The organism is Streptomyces colwelliae, from assembly GCF_048158785.1.
Taxonomy (GTDB): Bacteria; Actinomycetota; Actinomycetes; order Streptomycetales; family Streptomycetaceae; genus Streptomyces.
This window is the reverse complement of record NZ_JBLTJC010000009.1, coordinates 34,483-60,009: the sequence shown is the minus strand read 5'-3', so window position 1 is coordinate 60,009 and position 25,527 is coordinate 34,483. Positions and strand designations below refer to the sequence as shown.

The following is a 25,527-nucleotide window of genomic DNA, read 5'->3' as shown; positions in this document are numbered from 1 at the left end:
GTGTGAGCGGCAGGGGCGGCGAGTCGGGAGCGGACAGTGGAGCACCGCCGTACCCGGACCACGCCCTCCGGAAGATCGCCGTCCGCACCGACCCCTGCGACGCCCAGCGCTGGACAAGAGATTTCACATGCCGCGCCTTCGCTTGTCCTGGCTCGTTGCGGCTGCCAAGCTGGCCGGATGGACGCCGCAGCCAAGAAGGCGTTGATTAAGAAGCTCGCGGTCGCCGCGAATTTTCACAGGAACTACGCCGCCGAGGGTCGCGCGTGGTTCGTCGATCGGCTGATCCGTAAAATGGAGGCCGAAATTCCGACGCCGGGCGATGCGGCGATCACAAGCAGAGCGACCGACGTCGTCACCAAGAGCAATGCAGTGGTGAAAGCCAAGCAGGACTACGCCATCGGGGTGAAACTCGGCTCGTCGTTGGCGAAGATCCAGTCGAGGCGACGGATCGAAATCCTGTACGGCATCATCGCGTCCAATCCGACGCTGATCGAACCGGCCAACCAGGACATGCTTCTCTGGATCGCCCGCAGGCGGCTGCGCGGCGTGACCCGCATGGATTTCTTCGTCAACCGCAACTCGCAGGGCTACTTCCGCTATGTCGACCGCTGCCCGTCGGCACAGGGCATCTGGCGGCTGAACACCGACGCCCAGCCCTTCTGGGAACCGCTCGGCGGATCGAAAAACCCTCCGCCGGGCATCTACCACTTCCTGCTCAAACGCCCGGCAAGCGGCGACCCCGACCATGTACGGGCCATCGCCAAGGTCTTCACCGCCAAGGCGAGCGCATGTGACGGCAACCTCGTCGACTGCGGCCTGGCGTGTGGCGCGGTACTGCTGGACACGCTCGTCGAGGCGAAGGACGCGCCGAAGCTGCTGAAGAAGGTCGACTCGCGCGGACCGAAGAGTCTCGGCATCCACTCCGCGACCCGGGAGACGCCGGAGAGCATGATCCTGGACACCGGCGCCGAGGGCCTGTTCGAGCGGGTTCCGGCGCTCGTCGGTGATCTCCAGGTGGGCGATCACGCCTATATCTTCAACCACCCGCTCTACAAGGTGTTCAAGCCCAACGGATCGTGGACCGGTGAGCACAGCCTTGTGTACGGCTGCGGGGATCGCGGGGTTCGTTCCCGCAAGGGAATCTTCTTCGGCGGTCACGGGAAGGAAGGAACCGTCTACGACTTTTACGACGACTTCCTCGCGGAGTTGCAGACCCAGCTGCACCGCTCGTTCCGCATCGCGGCGATCTTCCTCAACTCCAAGGAGAACGGGACCCCCGCGCCATCGCTCTCGGACAGCACGACGCGGACGAAGCCGGATGGGACCGTGGTCGCGCTGGAACTCCATCAGTTCGACGTGGGATTTCGGTACCGGAACTTCCAGAAGGCTCCGACAAAGGCGAATTCGAAGCCGGAGATCAGCGAGACGGGATTCGCCATCGCCTACTCACCCACCGAGAATCTCTTCGCTATCACAAAGCCACGCAAGATCATTGAGATCATCTCGGCAGGCAACCTTCTCGAGTCCATCTCGTTCGAACGCCTGGGGCCGAATCCGGGTGGCACCGCCCAGTTCGAGCCGACGGACTGGAAGATCCTCTACCAGGACCGGTCCACGAACGCGGCCAAGCACTACGAGCTGTTCACCCGGGTGAAGGGCAAGCTCACCTTCAAGCCGCTCACGATCGACGAGCTCTTCGAGTCGCCGTTCGCCAAACCGAACCCGACGAAGGAGGAGATCCTGACGACGCGCCCGAGGACGGACGCCTCCGCCGCCTACCTGTCGTTCCTGCGGACCAACGGTGCCATGTGATGGATGACGACGCCTTCGCCCCGTATCTGGAACTGGTGACGAAGTTCGTCCTGCCGCTGGTCGAGGCGGCGGACAGCCCCGAGCAGGCAGCGGGGTTCCTTGAAGAGCTCGGCTACATCGCGCCGAGCGAGGTCACCGCCTTCACATCGTTCGGTGACGGCATCGGCCGGCTCACCGACGGGATCGAGCACCTGCTCAGCGCTCTCGAGGACGGTGACGAAGTTCTGACCGTCGCCGCGCTCGGTGAACTCCTCGCAGCGGGCTCACAGATCGCGAAGGCGGCCGGCGCCTTCGGTGCCGAGATCCAGGCGAACTTCGCCGGCACGCCCCTCCTGTCGGACACCGACATCCTGGCGCAGATCGGCACCAGGATCGTCGACCACCTTGTCGCCCGGTTCGTGGAAGGAAGCTTCCCGACCCTCTACGCGGCCCTGCTGGTCGTCGGAATCATCGAACTCGAGGACAGGGACCCGGCGAACGCGCACGAGAGTCCGCATCGACGGCGGACTGTGCACTGGAACCGTCTGTCTCTCCTCTTCTCGGATCCAGTCCGAGCCCTCAAGGAGACGGTCTGCGAGCCGGACGAGTTCCTCTACGAGCGGTTCGTGTTCTTCCTGCGTGTGCTCGCCGTCGGAATCGGGCTGCCCGCCACCTATGTCGTGCCGGACCCCGACCTGCTGGAGAAGCTCAACGACGGTCAGGACCTCACCACGCAGGACCTCTTCGACGAGCTGACGGCCCTGCGCTTCCCGCTCGTTCGCGACCCGAACGTCGATCTCGGCCTGGAGCTGTATCCCAGGATCGACCCCGCCACGCACAAGCGGACCGGGCTGGGTGTCGCGATCCGCTTCGGCGGCGAGCTGAACATCCCGTTGGGCGACTCGTGGACGTTGTCGGTCACCAGTGCGGCGTCACTCGGCGACAACCTCGGAGTGACCGTCGATGTCGACGGACCGCCGCGCTTCGTCGGGGGCGTCGTCGGAACCGGCGGCTCGTCGCCGCTCGATGCCCTGCAGTTCGGCCTGAAGCTGACCCTCAAGCCGAGCGATCAGGCCAGTCCGGGCCCGGTCCTCGCGCTCGGGCTGCCGCTCGGCGCCACCTTCCAGCTCGGCTCAGCGGAGTTGAGCGTCGGCCTCGAGAAGCTCTCGGACGTCCGCGTCTTCGTCGAAACCGATGTGAAGGACGCCCTGTTCGCATTCGGTACGGGCGCGGCGGACGGGTTCGTGTCGAAGGTGGTCGGCGGTGCCGGCGTCCAGGCCGGATTCTCCTTGGGGTTGGGGCTGTCCAACGTCGGCGGCATCTACTTCAAGGGCGCGTCCGGACTGGTCATCCGCCTGCCGTTGCACCTGAGTCTGGGGCCGATCGACCTCAACCACCTCAGCCTGGAGGCCGAGTTCAAGGGAAACGGCCTGAACGTCAGCGCGGCGACAGGGCTCACCGCCCGGCTCGGACCGCTGGCCGCCGCTGTCGAAGACGTCGGCGTGCGCGCCCTGTTCGCGTTCCCTCCCGCCCGGGACGGCAACCTCGGCCCTGTCGACCTGACGTTCGCCTTCCAGCCGCCGAAGGGCGTCGGTCTTTCGCTCGACGTCGGCGTGGTGAGGGGCGGCGGCTACCTGTTCATCGACCCCGACCGCGGTGAGTACGCCGGCGCCCTCGAACTGGCGCTCCTGGACGTGGTGACGATCAAGGCGATCGGCATCATCACCACCAAGCTGCCCGACGGCGGCAAGGGCTTCTCACTGCTGATCGTCATGTCCGTCGAGTTCGGCAGCGGGTTCCAACTCGGCCTCGGCTTCACCCTGTCCTCCGTCGGTGGTCTGATCGGACTGAACCGGACGATGAACCTTCAGGCCCTGGCCGACGGCGTCCGTACCGGAGCCATCGAGTCGGTGATGTTCCCCCACGACATCATCGCCAACGCCCCGAAGATCATCAGCGATCTGCGCACATTCTTCCCGCAGCGACAAGGCACGTTCCTGATCGGCCCGATGCTCAAAGTCGGCTGGGGCACCCCGACGCTGGCCAGCATCTCGCTCGGGATCGTCATGGAGATCCCGGGCAACATCGCCGTCGTCGGGATGGTCAAGATCGCCATCCCCGCGGACGACGTCGCTGTGATCGTGCTCCAGGTCAACTTCGTCGGGGCCGTCGAGTTCGACAAGAAACGCGTGTGGTTCTTCGCCTCGCTGTTCGAGTCACGCATCGCGTTCCTGACCATCGACGGCGAGATGGGACTTCTGGTCGCCTTCGGCGCCGACGCCAACTTCGTCGTCAGCGTCGGCGGCTTCCACCCCCGGTTCGCGCCCCCTCCGCTGCCCTTCCCCAGCCCCAAGCGCATCGCGGTCAGCCTGGTGAACTCACCGATGGCGCGGGTGCGCATCGAGGGCTACTTCGCCGTCACCTCCAACACGGTGCAGTTCGGTGCCCAGGCAGAGGTCTTCTTCGGCGTCAGTGGCCTCAGCGTGGAGGGCCATATGGCCTTCGACGCCCTGTTCCAGTTCTCCCCCTTCCACTTCGTCATCGACATCGCGGCCTCGTTCTCGGTGAAGGTCCTCGGCATCGGGCTGTTCTCGGTGCGTGTCAGGGGATCTCTGGACGGACCGACCCCGTGGCATGTGAAGGGGCACGGCTCGATCTCGCTCCTGTTCTGGGACATCGACGTCGACTTCGAGACCACCTGGGGCGAGCCCCGGCTCACGGAGATGCCCCCCGTCCTGATCAAGCCGATCATCACGGCGGAGTTCGACAAGATCGAGAACTGGCGGGCGATCCCGCCGACCGGGGTGAACCTGCTCGTGACACCGCGGAGCATCCCCGAAACGGAGCCGGCACTCGTGCTCCACCCGGTCGGAGTGCTCCGTTTCTCCCAGCGGGCGCTGCCGCTGGGGCTGACGCTCGACCGGGTGGGCGCACAGAAGCCGAGCGACTACCACCGGCTGTCGATCGATGTATCGGGTGGAGCGCTGAAACGGAAGGGCGACGCCTTCGAGCAGTTCGCCCCAGCTCAGTTCCAGAACTTCTCCGACGCCGACAAGCTGTCCAAACCGGCCTTCGCGCCCGAGCGGTCGGGCATCGACCTGTCCGCCGCCGGCACAGAGGCTCGCTCGGCCGTCATGGTGCGCCGTGTCGTGCGGTACGAGGAGATCGTCATCGACTCCAACTACAAGCGGTTCGCCAGGCGCTTCCGGGGGTTCTTCGGAGTGCTGTTCGACTTCTTCCTGAACGGCGCCGCGGTGTCCAAGAGCGAGTTGTCCCAGGCGGTCAAGGGCAGGCTGCAGCCCTTCACGGAGAAGTTCGACGTCCAGGGTGAGACGTACAGCGTCGTCCACCAGGCCGACAACACGGCGTTCAACGCCGACGCGGCGGTTTTCCACAGCGAGGCCGGCGCGCGGGAGTACCTGAACAGCCAGGTGGCAGCCGATCCGTCGCTGGCCGACACGATCCATGTGATCCCGACCTTCGAGGTGGTTCCGGCATGACGTCGCCACTGGGAACGTACTCGTTCCTCCCTTGGTTGCGCCTTGGCCTGGCCAATGAGATCCAGGCCCTCGACTTCGACCCTGCCGTCAAGGTCCGGGCCAAGGTCGACGTGAGACTGGCGGTGAAGGGCGACAAGGTCACCGGTGGGACGGATACCGTCGCCACCCTCGACCAGCCGGTGGCGCTGTTCGGGCCCGGCGACATCGTTGGCGTCGACCAGCGCGCCATCGTCCGGGTCGAGCCGCGCGACTGGGTCACCAACTTCGAACCGAACTACCTCGCGGCCATGGAGTTCTACGACGAGGACCTGCCATGGCGGTACACGCCCGCGGCGCCGGACGCCGCCACCGGGCGGCTGCGCCCGTGGCTGTCGCTGATCGTGCTGGAGGAGGGGGAGTTCGACGACGGCCCCGACGTCAAGGACCGCCCACTGCCCTACGTCAACGTGTCGACCCTCGAACCGTTTCCCAAGGCCGACGAGCTGTGGGCGTGGGCTCACGTGCATGTCAACCGCAGCCTGGCGGCCGACGACACCGAGTTCGTGTCGAAGAACATGGCGGCGGTCATGCCCAGATTCCTCGACGTGATGAACGAGAACCCGGACCTGGCCTACTCGCGCATCGTGTGTCCGCGGCACCTCGAAGCCGACAAGGCCTACCACGCCTTCCTGATGCCCACCTTCGAGGCCGGCCGGCGCGCCGGACTCAACCTCGACCTCGCCGACGTCGAGGCGACGAAGTCGGCGTGGGATCCGGCCGGCCGCCCCGAGGGCCAGTCGTTTCCCTACTACCACCGCTGGTTCTTCCGGACCGGTGACACCGGGGACTTCGAGGCGCTCGTACGGCTGCTGGTGCCCAAGCCCGTCGATCCTCGCGTCGGATTCCGCGAGATGGACCTGCTCGACCCCGGATCGGGCGTGCCCGGGCTCGACAAGCCGGAGTTGGGCGGGTTCCTCAGGCTCGGCGGGGCTCTGCAACCACCCGCCCCCGTGCCGCCCACGCCACCCGACCCGCACGAGGCGTGGGACACGCCGTTCCCCCGGCCGCTGCAGACCGAGCTCGCCCGGCTGATCAACCTCCCCGACCGCTATCGGGCCGAGGGCGAGCCCGATCCCGTCATCACCCCGCCGCTGTACGGCACCTGGCACGCCATGACCAAGCGGGTGCTCAACCAGCGTGACGGCACCCCGATCACACCGGCCGACACCTGGGTGCAGCGCCTCAACCTCGACCCGCGGTTCCGCGCCGCCGCCGGCATCGGCACACGAGTCATCCAGGACCAGCAAGAGAAGCTGATGGACGCCGCCTGGGAGCAGATGGGGAACGTGCTCGAGGCGCAGCGTCGCATCCGGCTCGGACAGTTCGGTCTGCTGGTATCGGGCATGTGGTACGACCGCCACCTCGTGCCCGCCGTCGGCGTCAGTCGCCAACAGGGTCTGCTGCTCATGGCGCCGCTCAACAAGCGGATCGTCCACGACGGTGCCACTCTGCACCATGCCTACGCCCAGAGCCTCGTCCAGCCGACCATGACCTCCACCGCCATGCGGCGTATCGTGCGCCCGCGTGGACGGCTGGTCCGCTCGCTGCCGTTCGACTCCACCCTCACTCCGGGCCGGCTGATCGACCGGGTGAACCTGGGGCAGGTGTCGGCGGCACCGCCCAAGAGCGCACCGCAGGGTGTCGTCACCAGCGGCGAGCTCGCCGAGCAGTGGCTGCCCAAGGGCGTGCCCGCGTTCGTCCTCACCTGGTTGAGGCGGTTCGCGTTCCTGCCGCTGCTCGTGCCCCTGGCCGCCGTCGCCCTGGCACTCATGCTGCTGTTGCTGCTGTTCCCGGTGGGTGTGGTGCCGGCCGTCGTGCTGGTCGCCGTAGGCCTGTTCCTCCACCGTCGGCTCGGCCGATGGCGGCGGGCCGTCCTGGCGGCGGAGCTGCTCGCGGAGGACCAGACGCCCGAGTCCGTCGACCGGCTCCCCGGCGCCCCCGACTTCGTGATCACGGAGCCGGGTTCCGGCTTCGTGCCGCGCACCGGTGCCGCCGACAGCGTGGAGGCGGCCCGCTTCAAGGCAGCGCTCCGGGACACGTTCGAGGGCCGCCGACTCAGTGACGCTGCCGGCCGGCCGCCCGTACGCGACTCGCTCGACCTGGGTGCCAAGGCCGACGCCGGGCTGGAAGCCGTCCGCCCGTCGCGCACCATTCCGCGGCGCGTGATGGCCGGAGTCTTCGTCCCGCCCCGCATCAAGGACGACCTGGTGACACCACCGTCGGCGGCATTCGTGGAGCCGATGGCCTATCCCGTCATCGACGTGCCCATGTACGAGCCTTTGAAGGCCCTCTCGTCCGAGCTGTTCCTCCCCAACATCAATCTGATCGAGCCAAACAGCGTCACGCTGCTGCAGACCAACCAGCGCTTCATCGAGTCGTACATGGTCGGCCTCAACCACGAGTTCGCACGCGAGCTGCTGTGGCGCGAGTACCCGACCGACCAGCGCGGATCAACCTTCCGGCAGTTCTGGGACGTGCGCGGTTTCTTCAACGCCGACAGCCTCGACGACGAGACCCTCAAGGAGAAGCTGCGCGACATTCCCCCGCTGCACACGTGGGCGCCCGACAGCGCGCTGGGCGACCACGACAACCGTGAGGTGCCGGGCGAGAAGGAGGACGAGCTGGTGCTCGCCATCCGCGGCGAGCTGCTCAAGCGCTATCCCAACGCCGTCATCTACGCCCATCGGGCCTGCTGGCAGCGGAAGGCGGTGACGGTGTCCGACGAGGACGTCGAGTCGTGCCGACGTTCGGGTGCCATCGACAACACCGTCGAGCGCCGTCTCGTCTCGTTGACGCCCGAGGAGGAACTCAACCCGCCCACGAGCAAGGTGCTGACCCCCCTGTACGAGGCCAAGGTCGATCCCGACATCTACTTCTTCGGCTTCGATCTCACGGTCGACGATGCCAAGGGCAAGGACGGCTCGCACCCCGACGACGACCCCGGATGGTTCTTTGTCATCAAGGAACGTCCCGGCGAGCCGCGCTTCGGCCTGGACGAGGACCTCCAGGAACCGATCCAGGTGTGGAACGACCTGTCTTGGCCAAAGATCGACGTTGCCGCCGGGCGGTGCATCGACATCGCGGCGGCACCGGCCACGCTGACGGTGACCAGCCCCGGCGCCGACGACGAGAAGTTCCCGCAGTTCGAGGATGACGCCCACGTGCGGTGGAGCCGGACCGACATGACATCCGCCGAGCTGGCCTATGTGTTGTTCCAGGCACCGGTACTGGTCGCCTTCCACGCCGCCGAGATGCTCCCCGGAGGCCCGGCATGAGCACCTTCGACACCCTCCGCGAGCAGCTGCGTCAGGCCAGGCAGTCACGCGACGACGCCGATGCCGCCATCGACGCGACCGGCGAGCGGATGAAGCGGCTGGCCCTCCGAGACGCGCAGTCGCAGCGCGTCTTCGACGCCGACGATGCGCAGCACGTCGCCACCCGGGATGCGCTGGCCAGGGAGCGGGCACACCTCGACGCGGAGCTGGAGCGCCTGCGCGGTGAGCGGGAAGCGGCCATCGCGGCCGAGCGGGCGCTGGTCGACGAGTTCGCCGTGTTCAGCGACCCGTTGACCGGCATCAGACGGCTCGACGACTCGATTCCGATCCTGCTGATGCCGGTGCGGCTGGAAACGCGGTTCAGGAGGTCGGCACCCGAGCCCGGCGTCGAACCCCGCGACGAGCTGCTGGTGCGCGTCTACCCGGACGACTGCTGGATCGACACCTTCGACCCGGCCCTCACCGCATCGGAGTTCACCGACGCCAGACGCTACTGGACCGCGATCTGGCAGGCGGGCGGAATCGAGGACCACGAGCGCGGCGCCTGGCGGGCCCTGGCCTCGGCCCACGGATCGGGCCGGTCCGCCTGGATCGTGCGGCAGTACCGACCCGGCAACCTCCCGGCCAAGCCCGCCAAGGCGAGCCCGCAGGACGTGATCCTCACCGTCGTGGTGGACACGGCGCTCCCAGGCACCGAGCCGGACGCCGTCGCGGCGTACTGGAGCGCCGTATGGCGGGCCGACGGCGAAGCCGCCGCCTCGGCCACCGCCCGCACCGCCCTGGACGCGGCCGTCGGCACCGCCCGCGCCGAACACCTCGTGGCGACGACGGTACCCGCCAACCTCGACGCTCCGCCGGCGGCAGGATTCAGCAAACCCGACGTCTCCGTGTCCGTCGCCTACCTGGAACTGCCCGCCGCCGACACGAAGCAGACGGCATGGGCCCGGCCCCCACGAGCGGACATCCTGCCCGACCGCTTCGTCTTCGTCGGCTACGAGGCCGTCGGCGACACCACACCCGTCGTGGTCGTGGGCCGACCCGTCCCGTCCCCGTTGATCCTCGGGCCCGATCCCGGGGCCACCGAGGCCGACCAGCTCCGGCTCGACGAGGAGGGCGACCTCGTCATTCCCGACGAACTGCGGTGGATGGCCGACTTCGAGGAGGCCGTGTCCGTGGGCATGGGGATCGTCGTCGGCCTCACGCCCGCCCAGGCGGAGCGGGGCTTCGACCGGGTGCTGGTGGTGGGGCTGCGTATCAACGCCGACGAGGCCTCGGCCAAGACCGAGCTCGAAGAGCTCCTTCGGCACCACTCCTACCGCCGTACCGGCTTGGCCGTCGTGCCCCAGGGCACGCCGACCAACAACACCGAAGCCGTCTCTTCCGGACGCTCCCTCGACGATCCCGATGCCGCCTTCGACGACCTGAAGCAGCCGCTGTTCCAGCCGGCCACGGACTGGCTGGACAAGAGTGACGGACAGTGGCTGGCCGAGCAGCTGGGCATCGATCCGGCGGTGTTCGCCCATACGCACGCGGCGGACGGGCGCGACCAGGCCACGGCACGGGCCATGAACGCGGCGCTGTGGCCGGCGACGCTCGGCTACTGGATGGAGACGATGCTGGCCCCCGTCTTCAGCGAGGGCGCGATCGACGCGACCCGCGCGTTCTTCACCCGCCATGTCATCGCCGGCGGTGCCTGCCCGTCGATCCGGATCGGTGAGCAGCCCTACGGCATTCTGCCGACGACCGCGATCTCCCGCATGGCATGGTTCGACCGCCCCGGTGGGATCGGCGTCACGGCGGCGGGCAGGGGCGGTCCGACGGCCGACTACCTCAAGCGCCTGTATCCGGTCCTGCTCAGCATCGACCAGGACATCCGGACGAAGGTGGCCGACGTGGCCCACGTGGGCGGCAGCGGCGACCCCCATGCGATCCTGCTCGACATCCTCGGTCTGCACTCCGGCTCGGTCGAGTGGGCGCAACGGCACGCGGAGAGCTTGAAGACGCTGTTCAACCGGCTCAACCTGCTGGGCCTGGGAGACTTCGCCCGCACCTTCCGCACCCGCCTCGAACGCGCGGCGGCCCGGCAGAAACTCGGCTCGCTCGGCTATGCCGGCGAGAAGGACCCGCAGATCCTCGACCTGTCGTTCTCCGGACGCCACAACGTCCTCAAGGGCGGCGTGGTCGATGACCGGCCCTTGTCCGAGACGGCCCCGATCCGCCCCTATACGGACGCCGGCGTCAACTACCTGCGCTGGCTGATCGACGCCGCCCGAACCTCACATGATGCCCTGTACCAGGAGCGGGGCTTCACCGGGGACGAACAGCCCACGGCAATCCTGTACCTGCTGCTGCGCCACGCACTGCAACTCGGCTACTCCGACACCGGCATCCGGTTGTTCGAGTCGGCCGGGCTCTACTCGCCCGAGAAGGCCCTGGCGGCCCGGAGCGACGACCCGTTCCTGCACATCCGGGACAACCGGCTCGACAGCGAAAGCCGCTACTTCCCCCTGTACACGGCAGCGCCCGCCATCACCGGCCATGCCGACCAACCCGTGCACGAGTACATCGCCGCCAACATCCCCACCGTGCTGTCCTCCTCCCTCCTCCATGAGCAACTCAAGGCCCTGGAACGCCTTGAGAACCGACCGACCGCCCAGCTCGAGCGCGCGTTCGCCGACCACGTCGACTGCTGCGGCTACCGGCTCGACGCCTGGCTCCTCGGCATCGTCAACGTACAGCTGGCCACCATGCGCAACCTCCGGGACGACTCGAAGGAACCGGCCCGCGAGGGCATCCATCTCGGGGGCTACGCCTGGCTCGAACCGGTGCGGCCCGAAGGGAAGATGCTGGAACCGGTCGAGCTGACCGACGACGATCTGCGCAAGGCCTTCGCCGGCGCCCCGGCCCTCGTCCACGACAGCACCAACCACGGCTACGTCCATGCCCCGTCGCTCAACCACGCCGTCACCGCCGCGGTGCTGCGCAACGGCTACCTCTCCCATACCAGTCCCGCCAACCGCCGGACGATGGCGGTGAACCTCACGTCCGAACGGGTACGGACGGCCCTGGCGATGATCGAGGGCATCCGCGCCGGGCAGAGCCTGTCCAACCTGCTCGGCTACCAGTTTGAACGCGGCCTGCACGACCGGCACGGCCTCGCCGAAGTGGACAAGGTCGTCTACAAGTTGCGCAAGGCGTTCCCGATGCGCGCCGACCGTATCCGGTCCACCCGGACGCGAGACGACGTGTCCATCGAGTCCATCGAGGCCCGCAATGTCGTCGACGGCCTCGCCCTCGTCGAGCACATGACCGCGACGGACACCTTCAACTACCCGTTCGGCAAGGGCGACATGCTCCCGGCGGTGTCACCCGCCGAGCAGGCGGCCATCGATGCCGAGGCCGACCGCCTGCGCGAGGCCCACGACGCCATCGCCGACCTCGCCCTGTCGGAAGGCGTGCACCAGGCCGTGCTCGGCAACTACGACCGCGTGGCATCCACGTACGACGCCTACGCGCGCGGCAGCTTCCCTCCGGAGCCCGACATCGTCCGCACGCCCCGCAACGGGATCGGCCTCACCCATCGGGTCGCTCTGCACCTGGAGCCCGGGGTCAGCGCGACGAACTCCCCCGTACCGGGGGTGCCGATGACGCCACGCGCGCAGGCCGAGCCGGCGCTGAACAGCTGGCTGGCGGGCATCCTGCCGTCGCCCGCGGACGTGGGTTGCGCGGTGACGTTCCGATCCGCCGCGACCGGCACGGCCGTGACGAAAGAGGTGACCCTCGATCAGCTCGGCCTCCAGCCCGCCGATCTCCTCGTCGTCATCCGCGACGACCGTGAGCAGGCGATGGCCGAGCTCGACGATCGCATCGTGCGGGTGGTGGAGGCCGCCTTCGACCCCCGGCCCGACGTACCCGTCTCGATCGAGTACATGAAGCGGCCGTCCGCGCCCTTCAGCGTGTTCGAGCTGCTGCCCCTGGTCAGGAACCTCCGCCGCCTGACCACCCGATCCCGGGCACTGCGACCGTCCGACCTGACCCTCATGAACGAGGCCGGGGAGGCCACCGACCGCGGACCGGTCGCCGACAAGTCCCGGCTCGACCTCGTCCGCGGTTCGATGCACACGCTCCGTGACGACTTCGCGTCGTTCCTGCCCGGTCTCGAAGGCCCGTTGGCCGATCTGGCGAACCGCAAGGCCGAGATCCTCACCAACGTGGACACGTACGCCGCCGACCTCGTGGCGTTGCTGTCGCGTGCCGCCCGCTTCTCCGTCCCTCAGACCGGGTGGGGCTTCGTGTACGACTTCCGGCGGCGTACCTTCGCGGCCCTCCTTGAGCAATGTGCCGCACTGGTGAAGCGTTGGGACGCCCGTCTCGCCGAGTTCGACGCCGGCGTCGCCGCCTCGCACACCGCCGCCACCGACGAGGAGAAGCTCGCGCTGCTCGCCCAGGCGGAACGGGCGATCTCCACAACGGCCACCTCGCCGCCGCCGACACCCACCGCCTACGAGAGCGACCTGGTCAACGTCAAGCGCCCTGCCTTCGATGCCAGGCGGCAGCAGTTCACCGCCATCGCCGCGACCCAGCGCCGGAGCGTCGCCGGGCTCCTCGCCGACGTCCAGGCCCTGCAGATCTCGAACTTCGACATCGCGGCGTTCGACATCACCGCGCACGAGGACGAGATGGTGCGATTCGCCGAGGACGCCGTGCGGATGGTCACCGTGGTCCAGGCTGAACTGGACCGGCGCCTGAAGTCGTCGAAGGACCGCTTCGACGAGCACGACGCCTCGGCGAGAGCGGCCACCCGCCTCACCGCCCTGGCGGACGCCGCCCGTGCGCTCCTCGGCGAGGACTTCAAGATCTGCCCCGAGTTCGGTCTGGCGACAGCGCAGGGCGACGAGCTGGCGAAGGCGGTGGCGGCGTCGACGTCGGGGGAGCTCTTCGAGTACCTGACGAATCCCACCGATCCGGAACGCCCGCCCGTCGACTTCCCCGTCGACGACTGGCTCTACGGGATCGCCCGGGTACGGGAGAAATTGCACGCGTGGGAGCAGGTGGTGATGTTCGCCGGTGCGCTCCAGCGCCCCGAGCCCGAACTCCTCGCCGTGCAGCTTCCCTTCACCGCCGACGACCGGTGGATCGGCCTGGACTTCCCGGCGTCGCTCACCCTCGACGGCGACCGCCTCCTCTACACCGCGCACCACGCCGTCGCCTTCGACAAGAGCGCCCGGCAGTGCGGCCTGCTCCTGGACGAATGGACCGAGACCATCCCCGTCGAGAGCGTCGACACCGGCATCGTCTTCCACCACGACCGGCCCAACTCCGAGGCACCCCAGGCGATGCTGCTCGTCACGCCGACCACCTTCCGGGGCCGCTGGCGTTGGGACGACCTGATCGACGCCCTGAACGAGACGCTCGATCTGGCCAAGAAGCGGGCGGTCGAACCGGCCGATCTCGACGGCTCGCCCTACGCCCCCTTCCTCCCGGCGACCGTGCTCGCCACCCAGGTACAGCAGCTGACGATCGCCGCGGACCTGGCCCTCAACAACAACATCGCCGTCCGGGAGACGTGATCGACATGGCCTCCTCCTTCCGCACCGCTGACCTGGCCGCCGTCGTTCTCGGCAAGTCGAAGCCGGGCATCACCATCTGGAACCGGCTGGAGGGTCGGCCCCGCACGGAGGCGTTCGACCGGGCGCTGCGCGCGGAAGTGCGCGACCCCTTGTGGTTCCTGACGCGCCAGTGGCAGATGGGAGAGTTCCGGGGGGACGACGCGGGCTCGCCGATCTCGGTGAAGGTGCGGCTGGAAACGACGAAACTGCAGAAGTACCAGGCGGCGGACGGGCCGGTCGAACCGTTCGGCAACGCGATCCCCTTGGAAGCGCACGCGGAGCGGATGCCGCTGCGGTTCTCCCAGCGCGCTCGCCCGGATGCCGAACCCCACCGCATCGCCCTCGACATCCGCCTCCTCATGGGCCGGCAGTGGCTGAAGATGATCCAAGGGGTCGCTCCGCCCGTGGCGGCGCAGGAGTTCCTCACACGGTATCCGGTGCGCGAACCCGAACCCACCGACCCGCTGAACGCCCCCACCTGCGCTCACGCCGACGCCTGGTCGAACTTCGCGGCCGCCGCGGGGCGGCGGATGGACGGCGCACTCCTCTACTTCCACCTGGTGGGCGGGGCGGCGAACCACGCATCCGACGGCATCGCCTCGCTCACCGGGATGGATGCGCTGATCGACCCGATCGCGGCGCGCTTCGTGGCCTGGTTCGAACGGCTCCTGTACCAACCCGAGGGCCCAGGTGCATGGGAGAGCGACCGCCTGGAGTACCGGTTCGCCACGTCGGCACCGGAAGCCGAGGGCGAGAAGGTGCTCGTGGCCGAGCAGTACTTCCAAGGGCACCTCGACTGGTACGGCTTCGACGTCGATCCGCGGTCCGGGACCCTCGGTGAGGCCGATCCGAAGGCCGAGCCTCCGGTACGGACCACGCTGACGATGCTGCCGACGCAAGCGACGTTCGACGGTATGCCCAACACCCGGTGGTGGCGGTTCGAGGACGGCCGTACCAACTTCGGCGACATCAAGCCGGACACGACCGACCTGGCCAAGCTGCTCCTCATCGAGTTCGGACTCGTCTACGCCAACGACTGGTTCGTCGTGCCCTTCACGGTGCCGGCCGCCGGCATCGCCAGTGTGCGCGGCATCGCCGTGACGAACGTGTTCAACGAACGGACGTGGATCACGGCGGCGGGCGCGGGTGACGACGAGGACCGGCAGCGCTGGGCGATGTTCCTGCTGTCCACGCAGGGCGACGCCCGCACGCCCGCCGATCTCAGCCTCGTCATCCCGCCGGCGGCGCAGAAGGTGCTCGAAGGCGACCCGCTCGAAGAGGTCCTCCTCATGCGGGACGAGATGGCGAACATGGTCTGGGGCATCGAGCGCACCGTGCCGATGCCGTCGGGCGAGCCGAAGGACGGCCGCGAGGCCGCCTACCAGACACGCGACTTCCACGAGCGGGAACTTGAGCGGGTCCTCGGCGCCCCGCCGCAGCCGGTGGCGCCCGCGGCAGGCGCGAAGATCCGCTACAAGGTGATGAGTTCGGTCCCCGAGAACTGGATCCCGATGATTCCCGTCCACAAGGAAGGTGACAACCGAGAGGTCCAGCTCCAGCGAGCGGCGATGCTCCGGATCATGGAGGGCGACACGGACCCCACGCCGGAACCCGTCCGGCCGCGCACCTCACTCCTGCGCGAAGGGCTGGAAAGCGTCCCGCAGCTCGGGTACCGGCTTCACGAGGAAGAGGTGCCGCGGGCCGGTGTCCGGGTGACGCAGAGCTTCCAACGCACCCGTTGGAGCGGCGGGCGGGCTTGGGTATGGCTCGGGGTACGCAAGCAGACCGGGCGCGGCGAGGGATCGAGCGGCTTGACGTTCGATCAGATCGTCGACATCCCGCCGCAGCCCTGACGGGCCCGGAGGTCAGCGCACCCTGCCTCGTGGTTTCAACGGCACGGGCGGGAGCTCCGGCGCGGGCAGTGGAGCACCGTCGTACCCCTTCACGTCTCCGAAGCGGGTGCCGGTCATCCAGTCGGTGCGGGCCTGTTCGATCTTCGGCTGAGTGCGGCCGATCTATGTCTTCCAGCGCCTTCTCGATCTCGCGGAAGAGAATGCGGGCCCGATCTCGGATGACACCTTCTGCGTGATCGCGCAGGAAGCCACGAACGAGCCGTGTGACCCAGTCTCGCTGCTGAGCATCGTCTTCAACGGTCCTGGCGTCGTGCAGTAGGTCGGCAAGACGTCCGAGCAACTGCCTGAAGTTCTCTCGAGTGGCCTCGGCAGCCTCCACGAGCACACAAGGAGGCGTTGAAGGCCGTCTCCTTGTCAGCGCCTACCGGCCATGGCCGAGGGGCCGCTTTGCTCAGCCTGGCGGCTCGCTGGGCAGAGGATCCGACTGTGCAGGTCCCTCGTCCTGGATCATGCCGCCCACGACCCCAGCCCCGATTCCCGAAGCGACTTGCTCTACGAGATGGTGTACGTATGGCCAGACGATCCCGGCGTGGTGGATTTCCTGCGTGAGCGGGTGAAGGGGTCTGGTGCAGGTTTGGGTGACAGGTTCGGTCACGCGGCCTGGAGGGCCGGTGTGGTCATGACGGTCTCGAATTCGACGGGGGTCAGGCGGCCGAGTGCGGCTTGTCTGCGGCGCCGGTGGTAGGTCCGCTCGACCCAGGTCACGATCGCGATGCGCAGTTCCTCGCGGGTGGCCCAGGATCGGCGGTCGAGGACGTTCTTCTGCAGCAGGCTGAAGAACAACTCCATGGCCGCGTTGTCGCCTGCCGCGCCGACTCTCCCTATCGAGCCGCCGATCCGGTGCCGGTCGAGGGCCCGGACGAACTTCCGTGACCGGAACTGCGATCCGCGATCGCTGTGCAGAATGCACCCGTCGACGTGTCCACGCCGGGCAACAGCGTTGTTGAGGGCTGTGACGGCCAGGCGGGACTTCATCCGCGTGTCGATCGAGTAGCCGACGATCCTCCTGCTGAAGACGTCCTTGATTGCACAGAGATACAACTTCCCTTCGCCGGTGGCGTGTTCGGTGATATCGGTGAGCCACAGCCGGTTCGGGCCATCCGCGGTGAAGTCACGGCGGACCAGGTCGTCCTGCACCGGCGGGCCGGCCTGCTTCTTTCTGCCGCGCTTCTTGCCGAACACGCTCCACCAGTGGTTGTCCCGGCAGATCCGCCACGCGGTCCGGTCGGCCATTCCGGATCCCGCGCTGCGGGCCTCGTCGGCCAGGAACCGGTAGCCGAACTCCGGATCCTCTCGGTGCGCGTCGAACAACGCGTTCGCGCGTGTGGCCCGCTGGAACTCGGCATCGGTCACGGGACGTTCGAGCCAGCGGTAGTAGGGCTGGCGGGCGAGTTTCAGGACCCTGCACGTGACCGTGACGGAGATTCCGCCCGTGGCCAGCTCCTTCACGAGCGGGTAGATCCTTTTCCCGGCAGATGCGCCTGTGACAGGTAGGCCGCGGCCCGGCGCAGAACCTCGTTCTCCTGCTCCAGCAGCTTGATCCGCCTGCGTGCTTCCCGCAGCCCCGCGTTGTCCTGGCTGCTCGATCCGGGCTTGGTCCCGTCGTCGATGTCCGCGCGGCGCATCCACTTCCACAGCGTCATCGCATGCACTCCGAAGTCGGCGGCCACCTGCTCCACCGTCACGCCCGGGCCGCGGTTCCTCGCGACCCGCACGACATCTTCGCGGAACTCTTCCGGATAAGGCTTGGGCACAGCGACATCCTTCCCACCCGCCCCACAGGGCAAGCCAGTTCAGATCTCACCCGATCGTGCAGCAGACCCGACCCGGGAAGCGCAGTACTGGCCGCGTTCCGTGGTCGTTCAAATCCGGCGTGGGAATGAGAAAGTTGGAACCCGCCATACGACAGGCTCTGGCTGGCCGGCGCCTACTTGTCGGTGACGAACGGCTCACCAGCTATCCGCAGAAAGCCCGCGAAGCAGTTTCCGAACTCGGTGGAAGTGCACGTTGACCGTGTTCTCGGTGACCCCGAGGTGGCCTGCGATCTCTTTTGCGGTGTAGCCCAGAGCCTTCAGGACGAGGATCTGACGCTGCCGAGGCGTTAGCAGGTCTGCGGATTGGCCCAGCATGGTTTTGAGATCGAAAGGTACGGGGTCGTAAGTCGCTCCCGCAGCTATCTCCAGGAACGGGTCGTCCACTGGCTGCTCGTTGCGTCGCGCCAGGGCTCTGAGCTTGTCGACGGCACGCCGCGGCAGCAAGGCGTACAAGAACGCCTCGGGATTGTCCAGTTCGTCCCAGCGGTTCACAACGCCGACGAGCGCGTCCGCGACCACCTCTTCGGCCTCCTGCTTGGGCAGGTGATAGCGCTGCACGACGTAGGCGAGCGCCCTGCTGTGCTGTTCCTTGTGGAACGCCCCAAACCCAGCTGGGGCTGGGGCGGATGCAACGGATCGCGCATCCACTCCAGCCCTGCTGGCATCGTTTGAGTTACTCAACGACCTATGGGTTGCCGGTCGGGGGGTTCTCGCCGAAGTCGAACTCGCCTGCCAGTCTGATCGAGCCGCGGAACTTGCCGCGCCTCTTGAGCCATCGATAGGCTCCTGTGATCATCACCAGACCCCCCTGGACGGCGAGGCCCCAGGCCGTGCCGCTCTGGAAGTAATGGGTCCAAGGCTCCGGATCCGCGACGACATCCCCGTAGATGGTGGATGCCGCAGTCAGAACGCCGAGGGGAACCAGTCCGACCGGACGGAGTGCCGCAGCCGTCTCGATCTGAGGGGCGGTGGCCGGCGCTGGCTCGGTGATGTTGGAGGGGGTCCCGCCCGCAGGCGGAAGTGCGCTCATGTCGCTCCAGGGGCTCTATGTCCGCGGCCGGGGTTCCACTTTGGCAAGGGCACCGACCGTAAGAGTCCGAGACTCTCAGTGAGCACACCTGGGGCGCAAGCGAAGCAGGGGGTCTGTTACCAAGTAACAAAAATGGGCATGCCTATGGCGTCTGCCGCGGTTTCGCGGTAGACGCCAGGCTGTCTGGCGGAAGGTGCCCTTGCCGTGGAACCCCGGCGCCAAACAATGGCGGACATAGATGTCGCCACCTATCTAGTCGTCTGCGGAGCCCTGCTTCCTTTACACACGCACCAAGATTCTTTAGCCGGCTCCCTGACATTCCGCTCGACAGTTTCGCTAGGTCAGACCCAGGGCCACAACGACGAGACGTGACGGTCGGTGCTCGAACTTCCGCTGTCAAGTAGCGACAGACTACTTGCAGGGCCTGGTCAAGCAGGGGGTCGGTGTTGGCGAGGTGGATGTAGGCATCCATGCTTTCGACTGACGTCCAGCTGACCAGCCATGGCTGCAGTCGGTACTGCTTCTCTCATGGATGATCTCGGCGCAGCGGCACTACGGTTCCCCCACGTCGTCCGAGCTCGTCCCGCAGGGCTTGGTTGTCATGGTGGAGGGCGGCGATGGCGGTGGCAGCGGCCTGAAGCTTGCGCTTCAGCGCGGTGCATTCCTGGGTCTTGTCCGCGAGTTTCCGGCGGATGCGGGTGATCTCCTCGTCGCGGCGCGCCTCGCCGGGGGTGGTTTTCCCATGGTGGGCGATGTGTGCGTCCCACCGAGCAAGGATGCCCGCGGCCCGGTTCATGGTGGCCCGGCTTACCTGGGCCTCCTGCCAGAGGTTCTCTTTGGTCAACCGGCCATCGGTGCGTTGAGGCTTGCCAGCGAACAACCTCTCCATCGCGGACTCCAGAGCCTGCGCGGTCTTGGGGGACACGCCATCCTCGACCATGTGGGCGTCGACACTCATGTCTCCTCCTGCAAGGTCAACTTCAGCACGGCCTCGGCGCGTTCGAGTTCGCGGGAAATCAGGTCCTTGCGAACGCTCGGCAGCCCCGGCGTCTCCAGCAACTTCACTTGTGTGCGGTGGTGCGCATCGTAGATGGGGACATGCTCGATGCCGATCATGGAATTGTGGCAGCGGTCTGGCCGGCAGCGCCAGTCCAGCGGTCCTATGTGACCTTCGGGGACAATCGTGTTCTCCAGGCAGATCGCGCCTGAAGGGTTGCTCGGGTCGAAGAGGCAGTTGTTCAAGGCTCCAAATCGGATGGTGATCCGGGCCTTTCGCAGCAGGTCCTCCTCGACACGGGAGTCGCCTCCCCGAGCTCGAACGGTGTCCTCGATGTCGTCGAAGGCTTCCTTGACGCGGTCGGCACCAGGACCGTATCCGATCGTCTTACCGTCCTTGTGCTCGTTGTACAGGGTTCGGAGTCGGCGAAACCTGGCGGCTTCGATCGCCCCCTCCAAGTGCTTGGCCCAAGCTTCGTCGGGGGCCGCATATCCACGAGTGGAGCGATTGGCCAAGGCCCGGGTAGCTATGTGCTTGAGCTGGATGCCCAACGCGATCTCGGAGCCTGCGAACTGGTCGGTGAGCATGGCCATGGTGCGACGGAACATGTGCGGTCGGACCCTGCCTGTGGGGATCGGTTCCAGTCCCGCGCATGCGGCATGAGCGTTGACGAAGCGGGTGAAGGAGTCGATCATCAAGGCGCCGTCGATAGCTTCGCTGGTCTTGGGCCGCTTGAACGGGGCGAATACTCGCTCGGCGTGCAGCGAGAGGGATTCGGCAAGTTCGATGGCCTCGACGACCGGTTCGGTGATCCACCAGTGCTTCCGGGGCTGATCCTGGTGGCCTTTCTGCAGAATGGAGGCAACGGCTGGCGTGTTGTAGTGCTCGACGATGCACCCCCTGCCGATCTCGTGGAGTTCAGAGTCCCGCATCATCGACAACGCCGCGACCAGTACGAACGCCGCGTTCCGCAGTGCGGTCCGAAGGGGTCCGATGTGACCTGGCTGGATGCCGGGATGCCATGGCCCTGTACTGCCGTCGGACCGAGTGACCTGGGCGAGATCCTCAACCAAGCCTTGATGCGCGTACCGCCCCTGTTTGACCGCCTCGAGCACGGCCGCTCGCCGACTCAGCGACAAGGCACTTTGGCGCGCTCCGAAGACGGCTCCCTGAAGCGTCGGAACGATTCCCAGGAACAGCGTCATGAGCGGCCAGTTGACGACCGGATTCTGGTCCATGGACTGGGCTGGTTCGTAGTACACCGGGACCTGGTTGTCTGGGTTGGCCAGCCAGTTATCGAGAGTGTGCGAGGCGTCGATGATGGATGTCCCGGCCGCTTGCAGGAGTTCATCCCGGCGCCGGATCGCGCGGAGCACATCGGGGGCGAAGGTGTGGACATAGGCCCATGCCGCGCGCACCAGCGCGAACCAGATCCCGGGCGGAATGGGCTTGGTCGAGACCGCATCAGTTCTGGTTGCTTGGGCGACAGCTTTGGCGCTTTTCCCCGGCCACGGTTCTTCTACCGGCCATCCGCCGCTCAGCGCCGAACTCATCCGGACCATCCTACGGATGAAGGACACGGTTCCAATGACGCTGGCTGCGCTCAGCGAGGGGTCCAGAGTCTTCACGCGGCGCTTCAAGTCAATCGCAGTCCACTCCTTCGGATTCGGCGGGAGCCCTACGGTGTCAGCCCAGTTGATCATGGCACGCAGTTGGTAGACCGCTCCTCGTAACGTACTAACCGAGGCCCGGGCGTCGCCCAGGTAAATGCCCGCTTCCTGTAGCGCTTCGTGCTGCGGATTGGCCATCACCATGGCCATCTCTCTTGCCAGCAGGTTCCAGAACGGGTTTGTCAGTTCCACCGTGAAGGGAACCTGCCACTCATTTACTTTGAGATTGGCGGGCCGCCGTAGCACTCCATTGCAGTCCCAGGATTCCGTGTCTCCGAAGATCGGAACTCGGGCTCCGGGCCGACGCGCCGCGCTCATCAGGGCACGGCCCTGCAAGACCGGTTCGTCGTCGCGAAACAGCAGCGCAGTGAGATGCTCGGCGACGGGATCGTCGATAGTCATTGATCGAACTCCACTTGTGCCGTCAGCGGTAGATCCAGCTCTGTCCGGCCGGCTTCAATGCTCGCCCGGGCGAGATCGAGCTCCTGGTCGCTGCGAGCGGCCAGCACCGCACGGAGGTTCACGTAGCTCTGGCCCCACAGGGCCGTGAAGCTCTTCGGCGGCATGCGGCGTTTCAGGTTCTCCAAGTGCCGCTCAAACAACAGCAGTTGCGGCAACTGGCCAGGCAGGATCCAGGCGTTGCGGCATTCCAGGCATCGCAAAGGTGCCACAGCGCACAGTTCTCCCCGAGGGCTGAACGGCGAGTCGTACGGGTCCTTGCAATGCGAGACACCCATGTCGAGCTGCCCCTGGATGATGCCCTCAGCCTGGCCTTCTTCCAGCGCCAGCGACTTCAGCGCCTCTGAGTCCTTCAGCGCGCCTTCGGCCTCCGCGGCTACTACGGTCGGTCCCTGTACTGCCTTGTGGAACCAGTGGTCCTGGGCCGTGGCGATCACTCGCCCGGACAAGACACGTAGTGTCGTTCCTTGTGCGTAGTGGCCGGCGAAGGTCTCCTCCAGATGATCGTCAGCAGCCGTGCTGATTCTTCCTCCTGAGGCGATGACCTTCTCGACCTTGGTGGATTTGCGCAGCCGTCCAATGTGTTTCTCTCCGGCCACCTCCACGCCGACCGAGGCCAGCCAACCCTCGAATCTTGCTTCCGGCCCTCCGTTGGGGACCCAGGTGTCGAAGGCCAAGCAGTGACCTGCGCGCACCCTGGCCGTGACGAACAAGGTGTCCGTGAGGTGGGGGACTTTCTCTCGGGTCTTCGCTGTAACGGCAAGCAGGCGTCGCACCACGGCACTGGCTTCGCGTCGCGGACCATCTGTAATGTTGTACGTAATCGCCTGCTCGTCTCCGCCGCTTCCCACAGCGAGTGACTTTGCGCTGTCACGGAAAGCTCGGTGCCGCACCAGTTCAGCCCGTTTCTTCACGAAGGTCAGCCGCACCCCGTGGGGCAGAAATTCGACGTCGCCTTCACCGAACGAGGTCACCTCCTCCGACGCACGCCCAGTCGTGTCGACCAGCAGAACGCGGAAGGCATGGAGGTCCTGAGTCGCAGGATACAGCTGGGCCACCAATTGCGAATTGAGCCTGAGCTTCGCCGTTTGCGGATAGACGGGGGCGCCGTCCTCGTACTGCACTAGCGCCTGAAGCTCCGGGGTCCATTTCTCCAACACGGGTAAGGCAGCACTGATATCCTTGAGGTCGATCTCGCCATGCGACAGCCCCCAAAGGAGATCGGGAAGACTGAACCAACTCCCCTGATCAGGGTGACGGCCCTGCGTAGCCATAGCCCACCCCGCTGCCAGTCGCTTCTCCAGCGCGATCACCGCATTCCAGGCTGCGCGTACCATCGCGCGCTTCTCCTCCAAGGTGAACTCATCCCGCTCCATGGATTCACCAGCGGCGGTCAGCGCCTTACCCCGGGCAAAGCGGGAAAGCCTAGTCTCTACATCGCGCTCGGCGTGGTCATCACGCCGCACGATTAGGATTCGCACTGCATCAGCAAGGAACTTGGGCCACTTTGACCCCGGCGAGTAGCTCTCAGGTAGGGTCCGCTCCCACCTTGCCAGCAGGCGGACCACGATTTCACTCTCCAACGAGAGTGACTCCGCCGTGTCAGATGCTTCAGGCGCGGCATCCACGAACTTTCCCAACCGATCAATCGCACGGCTGTAAGTCGCCACAGGTCCACGAGAGATCCTGGTCGCCGCAACGTATTCGACCCATTCATCTGCCAGTTGAGCAACCAAACGTGAACATCGGTACTCCGCCGGGGCAACAAAGTGAAGCGCCTCCCGACCGAGCTCCGTTATGGAACTGACGACCCGCAGGCCCAGGCGCCCCGCAGGTCCGGGGAATTCAAGAGCCTGCCGTAGCACCTCTTGGCTGTAGCGGCGCGGGGCCATCACAAGCCTCCGTTCAACGCGGGGCGATCCACCTTGAACGCGTGCGCTGCGATCTGCGCATAGGTAGCCTCCTCACCGGTTTCTCCCAGCCAACCGCTGAAAGCCTCCTCGAACTCTTGCACCAGGTCGTCCGTGTACTCGAGGTAGGCATACGTGGTTTGGGGGCTGGAGTGCCCCAGCCGACGGCTGACGATCAGCAGCGGGTTGTAGCGGATATGGCCCGTGAGGTAGGAGCGGTGCCGTCGGGCACGAGCCTCATGCTCGGCCTCGTACCCGTCCATCTGTCGCTCCAGATAGCTCAACAGCTGGAGAGCGTACGTATGCCGCAGGTCGTGCCAGCGCCACCTCTTGGTCGGCAAACGCGGTGTCGTCTCGTCCGCCAAGTCCACCATTCGCCGCCAAGCAGCGTGCCGGTAGCGCTTCCAGGAATCCGCCCGCGGCATCAGACCACCCCGGCAGATGAACACCGTGAGTGTCTCGAGGCCGAACTCCCCTTCGCGCACGGTGATCCGCCGCAGCTTCGGTGGCATCGCAGCCATGGTGAACTCGCGCTTCACGCCATTCAACTCCCCCCGCAATACACCGGACTCGGGCTCGATCCTCGAAACCACGAAGAGGTCCCGCTTGCGCCGGCCCAGGTTCGCCGCGGAACGTTGGGCCAGTTCGGGACGCTCCAGAAGGCAATAGGTCTCCACCGTGTCGATGGAGTCCTCGGGGACATAGATCGTGCGCACCTTGCCGTACTTCGCGCACGCTTGGACCGTGAACTCACACGCCTCTCCTGGGCGCCCCAACCCCAGACCCAGTTCAGGCAGGAACAGGGTGGCCCACTCTTGCCATCGCATCCCGGTTCCCAGGGCGAGATCAGCCGCGGCCCGGCCTCGGTGCGGGGCGCTGCCTCGGAACGAGCGATTGACCCGGGAGTCAGGATGCTGACCGCCGAATCCGACGTCGCGGAAATACCTGAACTGATCGAACGTCAGGTGCCGGATGTCCATGGTGCGCCGAAGCCGCGGAGTGAGTGCGTTACGCCCTCGGGAAGCAACACGGACCGGTCGACGAGCCAGATAACGACCCTCGACCAGGAACCCGAAGAACTGATCGAGCAGGCCTGATTCCTTCGACCACGCCGATACTCCGACCGGCCTGCGCTGCTCTTCGGTCCGGAACCGCTTGTAGGCGACGATGTCCGATTCGGTGGCCGCCACCACGTCCCCAGCGCGCTTCTCCTGGTGGAGGGCGAAGCGGGCCAAGATGCGGCCGTATTCCTTGAGCGTCCCCTCAGCCAGGTCCGCATAGGACAGTTGGCGCCCCCACGAACAGAGGGGTTCCACCGGCATCATCGTCTCGTCGTCCAGGAAGACCGGCGTGCCATCCGAGATCGCGCGGTACGCGAGCAACGCCGCTGCCTCCTCACCAGACAACAGCGGGCTGTCTAAGTGAGCTCGGGCCACCTCCGAGTCAACTGCGAACAGATGCATGCCTGCTCCTCTCCTGCGACATCCACGAGCAGTAGAGAAGCAGGGAGGCAACCCGCA

Annotated in this window: 13 protein-coding genes and 1 pseudogene; 6 read left to right on the top strand and 8 right to left on the bottom strand. The window is 66.7% G+C overall.

Features of this window, described 5'->3' with window-relative positions; translation table 11 throughout:
- Window positions 1–177: 177 nt before the first annotated feature.
- From ACNFOC_RS03600 to ACNFOC_RS03580, 5 genes are read left to right on the top strand one after another with little or no spacing between them, the layout of a single operon-like run.
- Window positions 178–1,812, top strand: coding sequence for a hypothetical protein (locus tag ACNFOC_RS03600; protein WP_416956480.1), 1,635 nt, complete (start codon window positions 178–180; stop codon window positions 1,810–1,812).
- Entirely contained in the window at window positions 1,812–5,291 is a 3,480-nt protein-coding gene (locus ACNFOC_RS03595) for a DUF6603 domain-containing protein (RefSeq protein WP_416956478.1), read from the top strand. Before ACNFOC_RS03600 ends, ACNFOC_RS03595 begins: the two co-directional genes overlap by 1 nt.
- Complete coding sequence (locus tag ACNFOC_RS03590) at window positions 5,288–8,605, top strand: hypothetical protein (protein ID WP_416956476.1); 3,318 nt, start codon at window positions 5,288–5,290, stop codon at window positions 8,603–8,605. Before ACNFOC_RS03595 ends, ACNFOC_RS03590 begins: the two co-directional genes overlap by 4 nt.
- Window positions 8,602–14,175: a hypothetical protein gene (locus ACNFOC_RS03585; RefSeq protein ID WP_416956474.1), complete on the top strand. Its 5,574-nt coding sequence runs from the start codon at window positions 8,602–8,604 to the stop codon at window positions 14,173–14,175. Before ACNFOC_RS03590 ends, ACNFOC_RS03585 begins: the two co-directional genes overlap by 4 nt.
- 5 nt (window positions 14,176–14,180) lie before the next feature.
- A complete protein-coding gene (locus ACNFOC_RS03580) occupies window positions 14,181–16,067 on the top strand; it encodes a hypothetical protein (protein ID WP_416956472.1) in 1,887 nt (628 codons plus the stop codon).
- 12 nt (window positions 16,068–16,079) lie between these two features.
- Here the strand turns inward: ACNFOC_RS03580 and ACNFOC_RS03575 are convergent.
- Window positions 16,080–16,229 (bottom strand): annotated as a pseudogene (locus tag ACNFOC_RS03575) (pirin family protein); the annotation flags it as partial.
- On the opposite strand from ACNFOC_RS03575, the gene ACNFOC_RS03570 reads away from it, so the two are divergent.
- Complete coding sequence (locus tag ACNFOC_RS03570; protein WP_416956470.1) at window positions 16,219–16,386, top strand: hypothetical protein; 168 nt, start codon at window positions 16,219–16,221, stop codon at window positions 16,384–16,386. The pseudogene ACNFOC_RS03575 and the gene ACNFOC_RS03570 overlap by 11 nt on opposite strands.
- Before the next feature lie 332 nt (window positions 16,387–16,718).
- On the opposite strand, the gene ACNFOC_RS03565 is transcribed toward ACNFOC_RS03570, so the two are convergent.
- The 7 genes from ACNFOC_RS03565 to ACNFOC_RS03535 form a co-directional block, all read right to left on the bottom strand.
- A protein-coding gene (locus tag ACNFOC_RS03565) for an IS3 family transposase (RefSeq protein WP_416956468.1) occupies window positions 16,719–17,881 on the bottom strand; the annotation gives its coding sequence in 2 pieces (ribosomal slippage) (window positions 16,719–17,594 and window positions 17,597–17,881; 1,161 coding nt in all).
- Window positions 17,882–18,076: 195 nt separating this feature from the next.
- Window positions 18,077–18,589 (bottom strand): RNA polymerase sigma factor, encoded by a 513-nt coding sequence (locus tag ACNFOC_RS03560; RefSeq protein ID WP_416956466.1) that lies wholly within the window; start codon window positions 18,587–18,589, stop codon window positions 18,077–18,079.
- Window positions 18,590–18,626: 37 nt separating this feature from the next.
- The gene (locus ACNFOC_RS03555) at window positions 18,627–18,971 is read right to left on the bottom strand and encodes a hypothetical protein (RefSeq protein ID WP_416956464.1); all 345 of its coding nucleotides are present in this window, start codon (window positions 18,969–18,971) and stop codon (window positions 18,627–18,629) included.
- Window positions 18,972–19,497: 526 nt separating this feature from the next.
- The gene (locus tag ACNFOC_RS03550; protein WP_416956463.1) at window positions 19,498–19,929 is read right to left on the bottom strand and encodes a hypothetical protein; all 432 of its coding nucleotides are present in this window, start codon (window positions 19,927–19,929) and stop codon (window positions 19,498–19,500) included.
- Window positions 19,926–22,040 (bottom strand): site-specific integrase, encoded by a 2,115-nt coding sequence (locus ACNFOC_RS03545; protein WP_416956461.1) that lies wholly within the window; start codon window positions 22,038–22,040, stop codon window positions 19,926–19,928. Before ACNFOC_RS03545 ends, ACNFOC_RS03550 begins: the two co-directional genes overlap by 4 nt.
- Entirely contained in the window at window positions 22,037–23,989 is a 1,953-nt protein-coding gene (locus tag ACNFOC_RS03540) for a hypothetical protein (RefSeq protein ID WP_416956459.1), read from the bottom strand. Before ACNFOC_RS03540 ends, ACNFOC_RS03545 begins: the two co-directional genes overlap by 4 nt.
- Window positions 23,989–25,470, bottom strand: a complete 1,482-nt coding sequence (locus ACNFOC_RS03535; RefSeq protein ID WP_416956457.1) for a site-specific integrase — start codon at window positions 25,468–25,470, stop codon at window positions 23,989–23,991. The genes ACNFOC_RS03540 and ACNFOC_RS03535 overlap by 1 nt, the downstream gene beginning before the upstream one ends.
- Between the last annotated feature and the right edge of the window lie 57 nt (window positions 25,471–25,527).

Bases quoted from the DNA above. Each gene is read 5' to 3' on its own strand.
- ACNFOC_RS03550 (WP_416956463.1), bottom strand. From the start codon at position 19,929: ATGAGTGTCGACGCCCACATGGTCGAGGATGGCGTGTCCCCCAAGACC.
- ACNFOC_RS03580 (WP_416956472.1), top strand. From the start codon at position 14,181: ATGGCCTCCTCCTTCCGCACCGCTGACCTGGCCGCCGTCGTTCTCGGC.
- ACNFOC_RS03540 (WP_416956459.1), bottom strand. From the start codon at position 23,989: ATGGCCCCGCGCCGCTACAGCCAAGAGGTGCTACGGCAGGCTCTTGAA.
- ACNFOC_RS03585 (WP_416956474.1), top strand. From the start codon at position 8,602: ATGAGCACCTTCGACACCCTCCGCGAGCAGCTGCGTCAGGCCAGGCAG.
- ACNFOC_RS03595 (WP_416956478.1), top strand. From the start codon at position 1,812: ATGGATGACGACGCCTTCGCCCCGTATCTGGAACTGGTGACGAAGTTC.
- ACNFOC_RS03535 (WP_416956457.1), bottom strand. From the start codon at position 25,470: ATGCATCTGTTCGCAGTTGACTCGGAGGTGGCCCGAGCTCACTTAGAC.
- ACNFOC_RS03600 (WP_416956480.1), top strand. From the start codon at position 178: ATGGACGCCGCAGCCAAGAAGGCGTTGATTAAGAAGCTCGCGGTCGCC.
- ACNFOC_RS03590 (WP_416956476.1), top strand. From the start codon at position 5,288: ATGACGTCGCCACTGGGAACGTACTCGTTCCTCCCTTGGTTGCGCCTT.
- ACNFOC_RS03555 (WP_416956464.1), bottom strand. From the start codon at position 18,971: ATGAGCGCACTTCCGCCTGCGGGCGGGACCCCCTCCAACATCACCGAG.
- ACNFOC_RS03545 (WP_416956461.1), bottom strand. From the start codon at position 22,040: ATGACTATCGACGATCCCGTCGCCGAGCATCTCACTGCGCTGCTGTTT.